Raw genomic sequence first — 17560 nt, forward strand, 5'->3', positions numbered from 1 at the left:
ACGGTATGGATATCACTTATGGCAACAGTTTCAGCAAAAGAGCTTGGAAAATTCTTAGCAAAACACCTTAATACTTATGAGTATAACGACTATGGCCCAAATGGCCTACAAATCGAAGGTCGCTCAGAGATTTCCAAAATAGCATTTGCTGTTTCGGCCCAAAGAGATTCAATTGCAAAGGCCTGTGAATTTGGTGCAGATGCAATGATTGTTCACCATGGATTATTTTGGAAATTTCATGGCGTCAGAACTATTACAGGAAGTTTCGCAAAAAGAGTAAAGCCTCTTATTCAAAACGATATCAATCTATTTGGCTACCACTTACCTCTTGATGCTCATCTCGAAGATGGAAATGCAGCAGGTATCGCCAAAGCAATCGGACTTAAAGACTTAGGTCCATACGGTGACTACAAAGGCATGCCTACAGGTGTTCAAGGTAAATTCGAAAAACCATTAAAACCAAACGAACTAAAAGAACTATTAAAGAAAGTTCTTAATCACGATATCATTCACAGTGAGCCTAATGATGATGAGATTTCATCAATGGGAATAATTACAGGTGGAGCAAACTCTGACTGGCGCTACTGCGTGCGCGAAGGGCTTGATGCTTATCTTACAGGTGAGATGAGCGAGCACGACTGGCACGAATCACGTGAAGAAGGAATTCACTTCTTCGCTGGAGGCCATAATGCGACAGAAAGATTTGGTGTAATTGCTCTTAAGAAATTAATTGAAGAAACATATGGGCTAGAGTGTATCTTTATTGACTCCCCTAACCCTGCTTAAGCATCCGCGAAATTGTTTGCCCAAAGGCAAACTATAGTTCGCGGTGCTAGCTCCCCACTCTTTAGCTGAAAAACTAATCGAGAGCGAGGGTCCACGCCCGAGCAGTTCGCCTCAGGAGCAATTATTTTCTTTTTAAAGAAAGAGTAATCGTAAACTTTGCAACTGGCTCATCACCTGAAACATCAGGACAAGTTGCAATAATATCTAGTGGTAGATTGTGACGCTCTTCACTTGCTAATACTTTTTCAACAAAAGCATCAATTTCTTTTCCCTGAGAACAAGTAAAGACCGTATCCCCTTCTGCTCTTTTTAAGAACTCTGCATGGAACTCTTTGAAAGCAAGTGACACTCTCTTTCCCTTATCCATCGTCTTCTTCATTGCTGCAAAACCGCCAGCAAGGTCTGCCCCACAAGCAAGGGCACCAAAGTACATACTATTTAAATGATTCTTAGAGCGACGAGAAAGAGGAATCTTGATAGCTGTAACTTCATCACTAAGCTCAAGTACTGTTGGTCTTAGCCAAAAAATCATTGGTACTTTTGTTAAACCAAAGAGTCTAACAAATGCAGTATTTCTTAAACCTTCAGGTAATTTATCTAAAACCTTTTTCATTACTTATTTCCTTTTAATTCAAGTGTTCTCTGATAAGCACGCTCTATTGCACGATTAAACATCTCCTCCATTCCCGATTCTTTAAAAGATTCAAGGGCCTCATAAGTCACACCATTTTTTGATGTGACATTATTGCGAAGAGTTTGCGCATCATTGTTTTGTGAAAGCATTCGACCAGCACCTTCTATTGTACCCGCAATCATTCTATGTGCAAGCTCGCCGTCAATTCCACGTGCCTTCATATCCTCAATTAAGATACGTGCAATTTCAAAGAAGTATGCAGGGCCAGAGCCAGAAAAAGGAGTAATCGTATCGATATCGTCTTCATTGTCGAAAACGGTGTTAATCCCACTTGAGTTAAAGGCCTGCCAGAAAGCATTCCACTTATCTTGATGAACACTCTTTGACTTATAAAGTGCATTTACCCCAAGACCTACTTGGGCAGGGGTATTTGGCATAATTCGAATAATTTGATCAGATAACAAATTTTCAGTTAGGGCCTGAGAATCACTTCCCGCTAGGAGTGAGACAATCGTTAGATACGGATGTGTTAAGAAGTCAATTTCAAGGGCCACTTGCTTAAGTTGTTGAGGCTTAAAACAGGCCCAAAGATAATCAATATGAGTATTTCGTAACTCCTCTAGGTCTTTTATCCAAGTAGCACCAAAATCCAGTGCAAAGCTCTTTGCCTTATCACCACTTGGTGTAAAAACAAGGAATTCACAATCATCAGAATTCTCGATGAAACCAGGGATTAGAGCGCGGGCCATATTACCCGCTCCTAAAATTAAGTGACGATACTTCATTACGAGTCTAACTCCATCGGTGCTCCATGCCTCATGATATTTACAGCGTAGCTTCTTTCACATGAGAATAGATGGAAAAGATCAAAATATGATCCATTAACATAATCCTCAAGTGGTGAAATAAAAGATGTCATAACAAATTGGCCATTTTTTTCACCAACAGCAGAGTTAAACTCTTTAATTGATTCAAGATCACCGTCACAAATAACAACATCAAAATTTTCATTTAGCAGAGTGTGCATCTTTTCTTTGCTAACGTGATAACAATCAATATTCTTTTTAGAGAAACGATTCTTCTTAAGAATATCTATTAGATAATTCCACCAACGATAAGCTTCAGCATTTGAACAAAGAATTGTTACACCTGTACCAGTTGTTAAAGACATAAGAACAGCAAAGAATGTTTGCATATTAATTTCTTCATTTAAACTCAAATAAAGTGCACGGTCTTTATTACAATCAAATACAGAGTAATTGATTTGTCCTGGAATATAACGGTTATCGCGTCCCTTATTTAAGAAATCAAGATAGTCAACTTCAAGCCATTTCTTAAGATCTTTAAGAGCATGTCTCTGTTCTCCAAACGTCCCAGGAAATAATGGACCAAAATTACTAATGATTTCGTCTAGTGCTGAAAGCATTTTTTCACGTCTAACAAAGTGGTCAGAAGAAGAGCTACGAGATACAACTGGTTCGTAATCACTTCCGTTATCAAAAGTAGAAGTCTTAAGTTCTTCAGAGTTACTTCTTACAAAAAGACTTCTTAGGTAATCAACTCCACCTGCCTTTGGCCCTGTCCCCGACATCTTGAAACCACCAAAAGGCTCAATAGCAACGCGAGCACCTGTAATAGGTCTATTAATATAGTTATTTCCGATAAGCATTCGCTTTGTTAGGAAATCAATATCATCTTGTGATTGAGAGAAAACACCACCTGTTAGGCCATACTCAACACTATTAAAGATATTCAACGCGTCTTCGTAATCATCGTATGCAACGACATGGATAACTGGAGCAAATAACTCACGAGAAGCAAAACTATCTTTTTCTAAAGCACGTGACTTTGGAAGTTCGATAATTGTTGGGCCTACACAGTAACCTGGAAGATTTTCTTCTGAGCGGTTAACGTGGACAACTCCACCGTATTTATTTGCCTCTTCACTTGCTTCTTTGACTTGAGCAATGAGACGATCTTTTTCTTCTTGGCTCACTAGTGGATTAATGAAACTTGCAAAGTCCGTTGCTGGCCCAACGTAAATATCGTTAGCAGCTTGCTTAAGGCGAGCAACTAATTTGTCTTTTACTTCTTTATGAACAAGAACACGTGAAGCTGCAGAACATTTCTGACCAGCGTGCGCAAAGGCAGAATAAAGAATACCTGATACTGTCTCATCGAGCTCAGCATTATTTGTTACAATAACAGCGTTCTTGCCACCCATTTCAGTGATAACACGAACTGGATAGCTCTTGCCTGTGTTGCGATTCTCATAAAGTCTTTTTGCACAAGTCTTTGCAATATGAACACCGACAGGTTTTGAACCAGTAAAGATAACACCTGCAATACGCTTATCCTCAATTAGTTTCTGACCAACAGTCTCACCAACTCCAGGAAGATGAATTAGGGCATCTTTAGGAACACCCGCTTCATGAAATAGCGCCACAAGCTCACAAGTGATAAGAGGAGTTTGCTCTGCTGGTTTTAGGATAACAGTTGATCCAGTAAGCAAGGCCGAAGCTGTCATCCCACACGGAATTGCTAGAGGGAAGTTCCATGGAGCAATAATGGCAAATGGGCCACGGGCCTTAAACTCTTCATTATCTCCTACTTCAGCTAGCCTTCTAATATAGAAGTTTAAGAAGTCGATTGCTTCATCGACGTCAGCTAAAGCTTCACCGATGGCCTTACCTGATTCATGCATAATTAGTGCAGAATAGTAATTGCGACGCAGATACATCATCTCTGCAGCTCTTGCCATGACGGCCGCTCTTTCTTGCCAAGAGGCCTTTGACCACTCACCTTCGTAGAAAGAATTATCAATTGTATCGATTGCTCTTTCAGTATCGTCTAAATTGGCAAAAGTAATTTTACCAACGACACTCTTTCCATCAGATGGAGAAAGAACAGATTCAGACTCTCCACTTAGAGCAAAGTCTGTTGCATAGTCTTTACCTAGTTCAAACTTTTCAAATTCACTTCTAAAATACTTCAGTTCTTTTTCAAGGTAAGTTTTTAGAGGTGGACAGTTACTAAATTGCCCATGAACCTGAGTTAGAGTTGAGTCTAAATTTAGAAGACCTTCATTCTGGTGCTTTTTAAAGATATCATTTGGCGCCATAAGCTTTGCATTCTTCTTATGACTTCTCATGATTGTTAAAACTCCTACTTGTGAAGAGTTTTCCATAATACGACGAACAAGGTAGGCCATCCCTACGATAAGTGAACCAATTGGAACATAATTTCTTACGGCCCATCCCATCTTTGCCATAGCTGTCGAAAGTGCTTCATAAGTCATGTGAAGACATTGGTGCTCAATTTCATCAATTTCTTTAAACTTAATTTCTCTTAAAGCTTCAGCGTATGAGTGATCCGCAAAGTTGTGAGAAGCAATACAAAGCTTGATATGTGGGAAAGCTTTGTAAATCTCATAAATCATCTGTCTAAAATTAATATCTGTTTCTTCTTTGTTTAAGAACTCTGGAGCATTATGTCCATGGGCCTCGGCCTCTACAGTTTCAGCATCCCAGTATGCACCCTTAACAAGGCGGATTGGCATAATCATGCCACGCTCTTTTGCAAGCTCAACAACGTCTTGAAGATGGTCATAACAATCACGAAGATACGCTTGAACAACAATCCCTGTATCTGCATAATCTTTAAGCTCTTCAGTCTCAAGAAGAGCTTTCTTATAAATTTCAAAAACGATATCACGATAGTGATAATGTTCAGCATCGATATTAATAAATACCTGTTGCTCTTTAGCCGTCTTTAAAATTTTAATAAGCCTTGGGGCAACTAAGTTATAAGTGTAATCAAAAGCTTCAGGTTTGAAGTCTGAGCAAAGGGCAGAAACCTTAATTGAAACGTGTGCTCTTAGGATACCTGCTTTATTGCGACTACCTGGAGTAATGTGCATGCTAAAACCATTAACAAGATTTAAAACCTCATTCATATAGTTATCAGCTTCTGATTCAGAAACAACTAATTCTCCGAGTTGGTCTAGAGTTACATCTCTTCCCGTATTAAAGATTGCTGCAAAATTCTTTTGTGCGCTTTCAATTGTCTCACCAGCAATAAATCTCTTTGCCATAAAGCGAACTTTGAAACGTACAATATTGGCCAGCGCCTTGGCCGGAAAAATGCGAACGGCCAGAAGAACAAAATAAAATAGAACCACTAACTGTGGAGGAAGAGGTTGGCGATCCCCCTTCAAGTCTAATCTTTTTGCTTTCTTAGAATCAAGAATAAGTCTTCTCAGAGACTCTCTTAGAATTCGCTTTACCTCTTTTCCTTCTTTATCATGATCTAGAGAAGGAAGAATTGCTAAGAACTTAAGCAGGTGAATTCTAAGAAGTGCATAATTTGCAGTAAGACCAAGAGCGAAGTCAGAAATCTTTTCAAAGAAAACGGGTTTGTAATCATTAAGAAAAGAAAGAAGCTTCTTAGTGATCGTATCTGACATTTCAGAAACAGGCTTATCTTCAATTTCACTTAGTTTAGTTAGTCCATAACGGTGAGTTATAATATTACTTACACCTGGAAAATCAGCAATTTTAACACTCATCACTTTTGTAACGTGTGCTTTAAACTTTTTATACTCCTCACTCTCTTCACCAACAAAGTTATCGAGTAAAAATATCTCATTTGCTAATTTAATATTACATAGACGAAGTACTTTTTCGTCCTTATCAATTCCCAATAAGAATTGAACTCCTTCAAGACCAATTTGAAACTTGAATGAAGAATCAAACTCTGTCCAAAATAGTAAATCTTTCTTAATCGATTCTTTGATTTGTTGGCCATCCAGTATAAGAGGCCCAAAATGATCATAATAGTCTAAGCGAAATGTATCATTTAATTGTGTGCTTTTAACCACAGGTAGCTTCACATTAACTCCAAATTAAAGTGTGTTTCTTAACGAAAAGTTGATTTCTTTTGTCATTTAATTATCAGCGGGTATAATAAACTAAAGTAAAGGTTTAAAAAACAAAATTCACACATTTAACCCATAGCAATAAATTACTAAAAATTACTTTTGAAATGACCTTAAATTTGGGAAAATAAATATATGAATGAAGAGATCTTATTTATCGATGACGATGAGAATATTGCTGAGCTCTTTGCTCTTACCCTAAGCCAAGGTGGCCATGAAACTTTAGCACTAAGCGGCGAAGTTGACGTAGAGCACTACTTTGAAAATATTAGCGACAATCTTAAAATCGTCATTGCAGACAAGAATATGCCAGTAATTAATGGTGCAGAAGTTGTGCGTCGTTTTGAAAGCAGTCCGAAGGCCGGTACTTTAAAGTATATTATCATCTCTGGTGATGAAGAACTGGATAATGACGAGCTTCAAGGTAAGGTTCACTTCATTAAAAAGCCCTTTAAAAAAGAAACTCTATTCTCAGTAATCGAGGACATTATTTAAATGCGCAATTTGATTTGTTTATTAATCACACTTCTTTCTGTAAAGGTATCTGCCGTCACTTATACGATGGATGACCTACGTGTGCTTTATAAAGACAAGTCTCACCGTGAATACATGAAGCACTTCTTAGACGTAAGGCCGTCTCAAAGAGATTTTGAGTGGAAGAAGATGACACGTGAAATGGCAACTTCTTACGTTGAAGACTTAATAACAAAGAATGAAATTAATAGTACTCAGTTCAAAATTATTACTAAATATATCGAGAATAAAAACTTAAAGGCCTATGCCTTTTTCACTCTGGCCTATTCAAAGTATGCCAGACTTTATTTTCAAAAGTGTAATGACTGCCAAAAGGATTTAGATACATATATATCTCACTCTGCACGTTATCCTGATATTGATTTTGATATCTATAAAACACTCTCAAACTCTTTACAGAGTAAATACGATAACCTCGTTAAGGCACCCTTAAAAAGTAACGATTCAATTTATTACTGTCGAGAGGAGCAAGGTCAAAAGGCATTCTTACAAATTATTGTTAAAGAGATTTCACGAACAGATACAAAGGCTTCAATTATTGAGAAGGCAAAGGATATCTTTAATCCGGACTGCTTGAATGGATTCGCAAAGAGTGATTTAGAATCTCTACTTAAACCTAGTGACTACAATAGTGAAATCATATTTCTTACATTCAATGCATTCGACAAAATTGATGAGCAGCTAAAATCTGTTTTTCTAACAAACTATCTCCTAACAAATCCAATTCCTGGCCCGGTGATGAATATGGCCTGGAACAAAATGGAAGAGCTATCGGCCAATTACGACAGCAGAAAGAAGGTTTTAACTGATCTTCTAAAATACCACCCCCTAAGAGGTGAAATTTTTCATCGCAGAAATGGGAAGGCCAGCACCAAAACGAAAGTTATCATCAAGAGATTCGCAAAGAATTTTCCAGAGTACATTGAAAACTATGCTCAGATCTGCCTCAGTTTTTACGACGGTAAAAAGAAATTTCCTCGTGGAAATCCTGCTAGATACTGTGATGACTTCATGAATGAGGACGTTGCAGGCCAGTGGCTAAGCGATGAAGTCCGACTTCAATACTCTGGTGCGAAGAAAATCAAGTAGTTATATCCAGTACATTCTACAACTCGCCGCACAAAGACTTGCCTGATAAGGCCAATTATGGGAGGATGCCCATATCAACAAATAATATTAGGGAATTAGGGAAATGAAAAAAACAATACTAGCACTACTACTTGCATTGCCGATATTTGCAAATACTGGTGAGCAAGACCAACAACCTGCTCCTCAGCCATGCCTTGAGTTAACTCAAGAAAAGCTTATTGGGCTAGAGAGTAAGCCAGGAAATGAACTAGTGTTTATCTCTAATAAATGTTCATATGCAGACTTCTCAAAAGAGCTAAAAGAGAAGCTACAAAGTGCTATTGTTGGTGATAGTGAAACTAGACTTCAACTTCTTTTAAAAGACGAAAAAATCAATATCATCATGGACACACTTGCCACAGATCATGTTGGTTCAACTCGTTTCTCATATGAAGACACAAAGAAGATCGAAGATTTCTATTCTTCGACAAAAGCTGACTCATTAAAGCAGTCTGGAAATCTAGAATCTTTTAGAGAAGAACAATCTGACGACTTTTACTTAGTGTTATTTTTTAATGCCGAAAAAGATCGCCTAATTGTTATCTACAAGAGACTAACAGAAGCTCCTGTTAAGCCAGGGCCGACAGAGCCTTCTGAACCAAATGATGGTTCATCAGACGATCTTCCTTCTGAAGAAGTTCAATAAATCAAAAGGCCCTTGAAGTCATTTTCAAGGGCGCAAAATTTCATAATATAAATTTAAATAGAATTATAGAATTAAAAATTTCTTGGCATAGAGACTTGCGGCCAAGTCTGCATTATTACGATTTCGATTTTCAACTCGGTAGCCGATAAAGACACGCTTTCCAGCTTGAAAGCGATAAGCTGGAGTAAGCCTTACAAACTTATCCATATCACCTTTGTAGACAATAAATTCTTCACCAGGCTTTAGGTCCTTGGCATTGATAAGAAGTGATCCGAGATCGATACTCTCAGCACCCCAAGAAACCTTGATCTTTTTAACCTCACCTTTTTCACTTGCAATACTTCTACCCTTTTCATCTTTCTCATAGGCAAGGCCATTGAACATTTTTGAAATCTCAGATGCATCTGGGTGATTTGTAATCGAAGCCGGCAGAGTTGCTCCAGAACTTTGAAGATTATTTAAATCAATATTAGGCGCTGAACGTCCAGTGATATCAACAACTGTTGCTTTTGCTTCAGGTTGTGTAAAAGTAGAACTACCTGTTGAAGAAGTTCCTGCGCCACCTGTGGCAAAGTTTGATCCACCACCAGATCCGGCACTTGCAACATTTGCGATCGGATAATTAGCTGCTCCGTTTGTACCTCTTCCTCTTCTACTTCTTTCAATTGGCTCTAGAGTTTCAGCATCATAACGTTGGTACTTATCTTGATTTTCACGCGCTATCTTTTCTCTCTCTCTTTTTAGTCTTTTCTTTTGTGCTTCTAGAGCACTTGCAAGAGAGCTCCCCGCTTCTCTTAACGCCTTAACTGAAGCAACGATATCTTTTGTTGCCTTTGAAGCATTATTAGACTTTCCACGACGTCCAAAAGTTAGAGCACGATTTTGACTCGGCCCTATGGGCTGAGTTGAGCTATTCATGGCCGCCTGTTGTTCAGGTACGGCATCCATCATTTGTTGTTGAATTTGCTGCACTGACTGCTCTTGTGGAGCAGCTGTAGGTTGAGCAGGAGCTGGTTTTGACTTGTCATTAGAGGCAAGACTTGTTGACACAGCTTCGGATTTTTCCGTTGCAAAGAATTGAGAAACTAGTGAGTCTTGTTGATTCACAGATGCCTGATTTCTTCCAGTTTTTACAATTTGAACGATATTATTGTAATCATCGTCATCAAGATTTTTCTTAAAATACGCTAGATCATCGTCATTGATTTTACCTTCAATAACATCATTGGAAACTTGGTTTCCAATAATTTCTTTTAAAAAAGTTATTTCCTCATTATTAACATTTTCACTAGCGATCAATCTTTTAAGGGCCACAATCGCTTTTTGAGTATCAACTTGACAGCCTCTAACAGAGTATGGTGCTTCATCAATACAGACTTCTTTACATAAAGGAGACACTTCTTCGTCTTTCTTCTCATATGCTAAGAATAGATTTGATAATGTATTATTATCGGTATTGATATCTTTTATTGGACGATCTTTTATTTTACAAAAGTAATTAAAAGAATCGACATTTTCTAATGTTGGTAAATCGAAATCAAAATTATCATATTCAACACCAGTTAATGATTCATTTTGACATAGGCCAATAACTTGGCTCGTAAACTGTTCACACGATTTATCTAGTTCGGCCTGAACACTTGCTGTATTACCCTCAATTGAGCTCTTTCGAACAAAAGTAGACGAACACGAATTTGAGCGGAAGTGATCAATTGTTTTCTTTCCACCACCTGAGTTTGTATTAAAGATTTCTAAATAATCCGCAAACATTTCTTGTGAAAAATTTGTTCCCTCATATTCAGGAAACATTTCACTAATCATTTGCGCATCACAATTATTGACTAAGGTGTCATGAAGTTTACAATTAAGAGTAAGATCTGGATTATCATTTACCGCGATAGTTTCAGCAAGATCAAAAATAATACTTTTTAAAGCTTTCCCATTTTTTTGGCGAAACATCTTACGACTAACATCAAAGTCAGTGTCTTGATTTTTTGAAATACATTCACAATACGAATCAGAGTTTAATTCTAATCCAATTGAGCTCTTACAAGACTCACCTACCTTTGCCTTCACTCCGCCAATGCTTTGTGAAATTTCCTCAATAGTGCTTGATTTAAAAATTGCGACAATTCCACTTCTACACTCACTGTGAGCATTAAGAGTAAATAAGAATATTAAAAGAATTCTAAATATTTTCAATGTCTAAATCACCTTATTGATATCGGCATATTTGGTTCTTCTTTCTTTATCTGATTAAGTGATTTAACTGGATATAATTGATAGCGAGAAGACTTTAGTCTTTTCATTGCAGCTATATATTCATTCGAAGACTCAGATTTATTTTTATAATTCTTCTCTAAATATTCATAAACATGATACATTGGCCCCTCAAAAACTCGACCTTCTCTTTCAATTCGAATAAATGCATTTGGATCAAGCCCACCATATGGAGACTTCATAATATTTCCCATCGCATGACCAACATTTCCACCTTTAATCATATAGGCGAAGAAGTTCTCACGAAATGGCCAACAGTTCATAGATAAAACGTATCTAAAAAAGAAATCTTTATGATCACCATCTTTATAAGTCTTATCAATATGTTTCATAACTGAACGATACGATGGATCGATTTCGTTCGGAACTGCATAGGCATCGCAAACCGTTCGTTTATCAGGCTTTAAAATTTCATCGATATTATCAGGGAATATAGGATAATTAGGATTTGCTCCATGACTTCTTACATTTTGTAATTCGACAATTTGTTCAATATTATTCGTATTTTTAGAATCAAGAGTATTTGGAATAGCATTCTCTAAACAATCAGGTGTTGCCTCATTTGCAGAGTCCTTTCCACTTGCAGCAAATATACTTAACTGCGTTGAAAGTGCTAAAATAGAAAATAAAATCAACTTCCTCATAAACTAATCCTTTGTGAACTAATCGGAAGCAAAATATTTGACTTTAGGGTTTAGTTCACAAAATCTTGCATAATTTCAATAACTTACTTGAGTGAACCTATTCACTAAGTAATTGAAAACACGTCATTACTAGAGATAACGCCTCAGCTATTATTATAAATGAACTAGAAATTAAGAACAAAGAGAGGGCCTAAGCACTTGATTGCTCATAAATTGGGCCCCAATAAAATTTGGCAACTCGATTAGCTTCTACGGCATTGGTAATGTTATTGGCATATCAGGTTCTTCCTTTTTAATTTGCTCTAGAGATTTTTTCGGAAACTTTGCAATATACCTAGGATGTTTAAGTCGTTTCACAATTGGCAGATATTCAATTTTAAAGCGCTCAGATTTTGAATAATTTTTTAGAAGATGATCATAGACAATATACATTGGCCCTTCAAACATCTTCCCCTCACGCCAGATACGTATAAAAGTATTTGGATCAGCTCCACCAAATAATGGATGCATCATATCACCAAACAAGAGCCCGATACCTGCCCTAGTATTAGCTTCATTACCAGACGTAAAGTAATCAAACATATTTTTAGAATAGTGCCAGCAAGGTAGAACTAAAAGATACTTAAAGAAGAAATCAGTATCATCACCATCTTTATATTTCTTTGTAATATTGTCACGAATGTCTTGAAAAAATGGATCCGTAGGATTGGCCTTAGCATAGAAATCGCAAACAGTTCTTAAGTCAGGACTTAAAATCTCTTTTATATTTTTAGGTAGCTTTGGATAGTTATAATCATAATTGATAATAGGCCCAATCGATTGAGAATTTGATGAGGCAAGCTTTCGTACATTCTTAACATTTAGAGCATCAAGTGTTTCGAAACTTCCACCTAAGCATTCAATTGAATTTGGACTTTCAGCTTGAATGATTGCGCAATTAAGCGCAAGAAATAGATAGATAAAATTTCGCATGATATGTCCCCTCTTTGTACTATCTATGCTCATCGGGTGTTACGCCAATGGCCAAAGAGGAAATTTACAGAATCAAATAAAATCAATTGCCTAGAAAGCTTAGAGATTTGTGAAAAAATCCAAAGTCTCAGGATTTGCCACGGCCTGAACATTATCAAGAGCACGGCCATTGATAAGACGACTTACGGCCATCTCCATCTTCTTTCCAGAGCGAGTATATGGAATTCCCTTTACTTGGATTACACGTCTTGGCATATGCCTCGGTGTTGTATTTTCTCGTATGCGAGTTTTAATAAATTTACAATCTTCCTTAGTAAGTTCATGTCCATCTTTCGTTACGACAAAGAGCCATACCTCAACATCGCCGTCGACATTCTTTCCAACACAAACTGAATCTTCAATAAAGTCAATCGTCTCCGTTTGACGGTAAATCTCAGCAGTACCAATGCGGACACCTCCTGGATTAAGAGTCGCATCAGAGCGGCCAAGAACCATCGCACCACCAGCCTCAGTGATCTTAATAAAGTCACCGTGATGCCACACTCCCTTAAACTCCGAGAAGTATGCTTTGTTGATACGCTGACCATCATCATCGTTTAGGAAGTAGATTGGGCGTGAAGGAAAACTTTGTAGACAAACTAACTCACCTTCTTCACCAGCAGGGACTTCCTTTCCGCGACTATCAAAACAAGTAACATCCATTCCTAGACCAGCACATTGTAGCTCCCCTCTAAAGACAGGAAGGATTGGGTTTCCTAAGAAAAAACAACCTATAATATCTGTACCACCAGAAATACTTGAAAGTTGAATGTCTTTTTTAAACTTCGTATAAACATAATCGAATTGTTCAGGAAGAAGAGGTGCACCTGTAGAAAGAATCGTTTCAAGAGATGACATATCATATTGTGAAAGATCAATTCCAGTATCTTCTAGGGCCTTTAAGAATTTTGGGCTTGTTCCAAAAATATTTAGCTGCTCTTTTTCAATAATTGAAATGAAATCACCAAAAGTTGGATAGCCCGGCGAGCCTTCATAAAGAACAACAGTAGATCCAAAGTAAAGAGAAGAAACAAGCCAGTTCCACATCATCCAACCACAAGTGGTGAAGAAGAAAATTGATTTGTCTTCCTTAAGATCCGAGTGAAGGCCAAGCTCCTTAATATGATTAACGAGAGTTCCACCGACACTATGAACGATACACTTAGGCTTACCTGTAGTCCCAGAAGAGTACATAATATAGAGAGGGTCGGAAAAGTCACACTCAGTATACAATATCTCTTCTTCAATTGGTCTAACCACATCAGACCAGCTAACGCCTTTGTGTATTGAACTTGCATCAAGGCCTTTCCCCTTGAAGTCAACAACGATTACTTTTTCAATTGAGTCGACAGCTTTAACAACAGCATTAATCTTATCTGTTAAGTCAAAATACTTTCCACCATATTCGTAACCATTAACAGTAACAAGAACTTTTGGTTTTGATTGTCCGAAGCGGTCAATCACACCTTCAACACCAAAGTCACATGAAGTCGATGTAAAAACACCACCCAGTGAAGTCGTCGCAAGCATTGAAACAACAGTTTCGGCAATATTTGGCATATAGCAGGCCAAGACATCACCTTTTGCAATATGTGGTTTAATCACATCTTGCAAACCCGCCACTGTATTTTTTAAATCTTTATAAGAAGTTTTTTGAGTTTGGCCGCTTTCTCTCACGCTACTTAAAGCGATAGATATGTCACGGCCATTTTTTAAAAGATTTTTAGCGAAGTTAAGTTTAACTTTTGGAAACCAACCGTAACTTTCGAAACTCAAATCAGTACATACTGGTTCGAGATCTCCCGTATAGTCGATATCAAAAAACTTAACGAGTTCTTTCCAAAAACTCTTTGGGTTTTCGACAGAATATTTGTGAAGTGAGTAATAAGACTTACAGTCCAAGCCTTGGGACTTATTAATTTGTCTAATAAACTCCATCATATTTGATGATTGGATACGTTCACTACTTGGCGTATATAAAATTTTATTCACTTCTTAAAACCTCAAAAAGTTTTTAAATAAACTAAACTAGTCCCTTAAGGATTTCAGCACTCTCTGCTTCAACTTTTGCGTGTAGAGAATTACCGTGAGCATCCATTGTTACAACAACAGGAAACTCTTCTACTGTTAATTCCCAAATCGCTTCAGGAGAACCAAGGTCACGCCAGTAAACATTGTCTACTGATTTGATTTTTTCAGCTAAAACCTGTGCTGCTCCACCAATACCATGGAAGTATACACATCCGTACTCGCGACAACCGTCAAGAGTCTTCTGCCCCATTCCACCTTTACCAATAACACCAAGGATTCCGTGGTCACGCATTACTTCCCACTGGTATGGTTCCTCACGGATTGAAGTCGTTGGTCCTGCGGCCTTAACTTCATATGTACCATCTTTGTTTTCTAGTACAACTGGACCACAGTGATAGATAATTTGGTTATTTAAATCTACTGGTGGCTTTGTTCCTTCGTGAAGACGTTTGTGAACAGCATCGCGTCCAGTAAACATCTTTCCTGAGATTAAAACCATATCTCCTACTTTAAGTTCTCTAATTTGTTCTTTTGTAAATGGATAGTCTAAACGTTTCATGTTCTAACCTCTTCCTAGTATAACCATTTATTGATTGTATTATTTGCTTTAAGCGAAACGCCCTGTCTTCTAAATGCCCAGCACATATAAGAAACTGAAACAAAGAATGAAGCAGGAAGACGGTTAAGGTCTGTTACTTTACATCCTAGAAGAGTTGTTTTTCCACCAAATCCCATTGGCCCAATACCAAGTTTATTTGCTGTTTCAACGATGTCTGCTTCAAGTGCAGCAAGCTCAGGCTTAGAGTTTTTATCATCTAGCTTTCTTAGGAATTGATCCTTAGCGGCCACATGTCCAGTTCCTCTATCACCACCGATACATACACCTAGAACACCTGGTCCACATCCCTTACCTTGTGCTTTTTGAACACAATCAAGGATTGCTTTTCTTACACCATCAAGGTCACGGCCTGCATTTAATTCAGTATTTGGAAGTGAGTATTGTGCACCAACGTTCTCACAACCCCCACCTTTAAGCATAAGCTTAACGTCAAGATTCTTTGACTTGTGTTGCTCAAACTTAATTACTGGGTGTCCACCACCAACATTCATACAATCGTTCTTACCAGTTAGTGAATCAACAGAGTTTTGTCTTAGGTATCCAATCTTAGTTGCTTCAAGAACGGCTTTTTCACATACCTTTCTGAATGCATCCTGATCAAAGTCTCTTGGATGATAAACCTTGAATACAATTGTTCCAGTATCTTGGCATAGTGGCTGAGATTTTTGCTCTGCCATTTTAATATTTGCTTGAATGATATTCATTGCATATTCGGCCGTAGTATTCTTTTCTTCTCTATGAAGAGCATCAAGAACAACACGTTGAATGTCGTCAGGAAGAACAGTTGAAGTAACTCTAATCAGTTCAAGTAGTGAGTTAAAAAGGTCCTTAGTTGGGTTTGCTTTTTTTGCTACTTTCTTAGTCGCTTTCTTTGCTACTTTCTTAGTCGCTTTCTTTGCTACTTTCTTAGTCGCTTTCTTAGTCGCTTTCTTTGCTACTTTCTTAGTTGCTTTCTTTGCTACTTTCTTAGTTGCTTTCTTTGCTACTTTCTTAGTTGCTTTCTTTGCTACTTTCTTAGTCGCTTTCTTTGCTACTTTCTTAGTTGCTTTCTTTGCTACTTTCTTAGTTGCTTTTTTCTTTGCTACTTTCTTAGTTGCTTTCTTTGCTACTTTCTTAGTTGCTTTTTTAGCAACTTTCTTCTTTGCTACTTTCTTCTTGGCCATGGCCATCTCCTTAATCTATATAGAAAAAATTTCCAAAATCATGTGCATATTTTTGAGTAATCATTCCATAACCTGGATAGTTTACTTCATCTAACTTAAACTTCTTCCCAAAGCCTTTAACTCCCCAAGAATTCTTAAAGTAATAAACACCCTTATATTCGAATTCCTGCCAAGAGCCATCTTCCATCTGCATTCTAGTCTTCACAACAACATCATCGTCATAACCAACAAGAATCATCGAATGGCCCCCGCCTTTTTCTCCCGAAATTCGACGATCACGTGTTCCAACTTCAGGATAGCCAACAATGCCTGCATACCATTTGCTCTTATCACGTTCTTGAATCTCAAGAGTCTGAGTCTTTTTTGCATTCCAAGATCCATAGTACAACTTAGTTCCTAGAATAACTGACTTTCCTTGACTTAACCATTTCTTAATTTTGGATAAGTCTTTCGACATGTAAGACTTCTTTCTTGAATAAAGATCATTCACTAAAGTGTCTCTTAAATAAATTGCCTCTTTTCTAATTGGAATAAAATCAGGATCAATTTGAGCAATATCATAATCAGTCATTTCAAATAAACGAGGATCACGCTGCCCAAGTAAACAAGACTGTAGATACTTTGGAAGCTCTACTAAATGGCCACAAGTTTGTTTGGCCATAGTGATTTCAGGATAGTCATCTTCAAGAGATGGCCATTTCTTGCGAGAGTAAGGCCAAGTTTTTTCGTAAACAACTCCCCAATCAAGAATAGCACGCATATTTTTAGATGTTGTTGAACCTTCCCAACTCTTATCCTTCATTATGAGATATTCCATCCACTGCTCAGACAAATCGAGCTCAACCGGTAGAACCCCATGCTTACGAATTAGTAAGTGCTCAACAATTCCAATTGCACTAAACATAGTGCATGTACCACGGGAGCCTTGAGACTTAACGGAAGTCTGTTGGCCAATTAATGCATGGATATCACTTCGCGATGGAAGCTCAGATGCTTGGGTGTATAGTGCACCAAGTAGAATTATTAAATTCAATAAAATCGATCTAAGGTGTGTTGTGTTCATGTATGAAATTCTGACTCTTTAGCTCGGCTTTATCAAGATGCAATGCAAGGTTCCTGGATACTTTTCGGGATGCGTGGCATGAAGT

At 37.6% G+C, this 17560-nt stretch carries 12 protein-coding genes and 1 pseudogene; 4 read left to right on the forward strand and 9 right to left on the reverse strand.

Annotation, left to right across the window (positions count from 1 at the left end; translation table 11 throughout):
* The first annotated feature begins 18 nt into the window (after window positions 1–18).
* A complete protein-coding gene (locus tag ACMAYX_RS03405) occupies window positions 19–786 on the forward strand; it encodes a Nif3-like dinuclear metal center hexameric protein (RefSeq protein WP_412470741.1) in 768 nt (255 codons plus the stop codon).
* A 121-nt stretch (window positions 787–907) separates the two neighbouring features.
* On the opposite strand, the gene ACMAYX_RS03410 is transcribed toward ACMAYX_RS03405, so the two are convergent.
* From ACMAYX_RS03410 to ACMAYX_RS03420, 3 genes are read right to left on the reverse strand one after another with little or no spacing between them, the layout of a single operon-like run.
* A complete protein-coding gene (locus ACMAYX_RS03410; RefSeq protein ID WP_103216920.1) occupies window positions 908–1399 on the reverse strand; it encodes a PaaI family thioesterase in 492 nt (163 codons plus the stop codon).
* Window positions 1399–2205: a pyrroline-5-carboxylate reductase family protein gene (locus ACMAYX_RS03415; protein ID WP_103216919.1), complete on the reverse strand. Its 807-nt coding sequence runs from the start codon at window positions 2203–2205 to the stop codon at window positions 1399–1401. Before ACMAYX_RS03415 ends, ACMAYX_RS03410 begins: the two co-directional genes overlap by 1 nt.
* On the reverse strand, window positions 2205–6311 hold the full coding sequence (locus ACMAYX_RS03420; RefSeq protein ID WP_392991542.1) for a proline dehydrogenase family protein: 4107 nt from the start codon (window positions 6309–6311) through the stop codon (window positions 2205–2207). The genes ACMAYX_RS03415 and ACMAYX_RS03420 overlap by 1 nt, the downstream gene beginning before the upstream one ends.
* A 180-nt stretch (window positions 6312–6491) precedes the next feature.
* On the opposite strand from ACMAYX_RS03420, the gene ACMAYX_RS03425 reads away from it, so the two are divergent.
* The 3 genes from ACMAYX_RS03425 (at window position 6492) to ACMAYX_RS03435 (ending at window position 8664) form a co-directional block, all read left to right on the forward strand.
* Complete coding sequence (locus tag ACMAYX_RS03425; protein ID WP_103216917.1) at window positions 6492–6851, forward strand: response regulator; 360 nt, start codon at window positions 6492–6494, stop codon at window positions 6849–6851.
* A complete protein-coding gene (locus ACMAYX_RS03430; RefSeq protein WP_412471544.1) occupies window positions 6852–7979 on the forward strand; it encodes a hypothetical protein in 1128 nt (375 codons plus the stop codon).
* Window positions 7980–8082: 103 nt separating this feature from the next.
* Entirely contained in the window at window positions 8083–8664 is a 582-nt protein-coding gene (locus tag ACMAYX_RS03435; RefSeq protein ID WP_103216915.1) for a hypothetical protein, read from the forward strand.
* A 63-nt stretch (window positions 8665–8727) separates the two neighbouring features.
* On the opposite strand, the gene ACMAYX_RS03440 is transcribed toward ACMAYX_RS03435, so the two are convergent.
* The 6 genes and pseudogenes from ACMAYX_RS03440 to ACMAYX_RS03465 all read right to left on the reverse strand — a co-directional run bounded on the left by ACMAYX_RS03440 (window position 8728) and on the right by ACMAYX_RS03465 (window position 17475).
* A complete protein-coding gene (locus ACMAYX_RS03440) occupies window positions 8728–10866 on the reverse strand; it encodes a hypothetical protein (RefSeq protein WP_412471545.1) in 2139 nt (712 codons plus the stop codon).
* Between the two features lie 8 nt (window positions 10867–10874).
* Complete coding sequence (locus tag ACMAYX_RS03445; protein ID WP_412470744.1) at window positions 10875–11588, reverse strand: hypothetical protein; 714 nt, start codon at window positions 11586–11588, stop codon at window positions 10875–10877.
* 249 nt (window positions 11589–11837) lie between these two features.
* On the reverse strand, window positions 11838–12560 hold the full coding sequence (locus ACMAYX_RS03450) for a hypothetical protein (RefSeq protein ID WP_103216911.1): 723 nt from the start codon (window positions 12558–12560) through the stop codon (window positions 11838–11840).
* 99 nt (window positions 12561–12659) lie between these two features.
* Complete coding sequence (locus ACMAYX_RS03455) at window positions 12660–14591, reverse strand: acetoacetate--CoA ligase (protein WP_412471546.1); 1932 nt, start codon at window positions 14589–14591, stop codon at window positions 12660–12662.
* A gap of 31 nt (window positions 14592–14622) precedes the next feature.
* Window positions 14623–16052, reverse strand: a pseudogene (locus tag ACMAYX_RS03460) (FumA C-terminus/TtdB family hydratase beta subunit).
* A 370-nt stretch (window positions 16053–16422) separates the two neighbouring features.
* Window positions 16423–17475, reverse strand: a complete 1053-nt coding sequence (locus tag ACMAYX_RS03465) for a C1 family peptidase (RefSeq protein ID WP_412471547.1) — start codon at window positions 17473–17475, stop codon at window positions 16423–16425.
* Window positions 17476–17560: the final 85 nt, after the last annotated feature.

The sequence above is a fragment of the Halobacteriovorax sp. RT-2-3 genome (assembly GCF_047085075.1).
Classification (GTDB): domain Bacteria; phylum Bdellovibrionota; class Bacteriovoracia; order Bacteriovoracales; family Bacteriovoracaceae; genus Halobacteriovorax_A.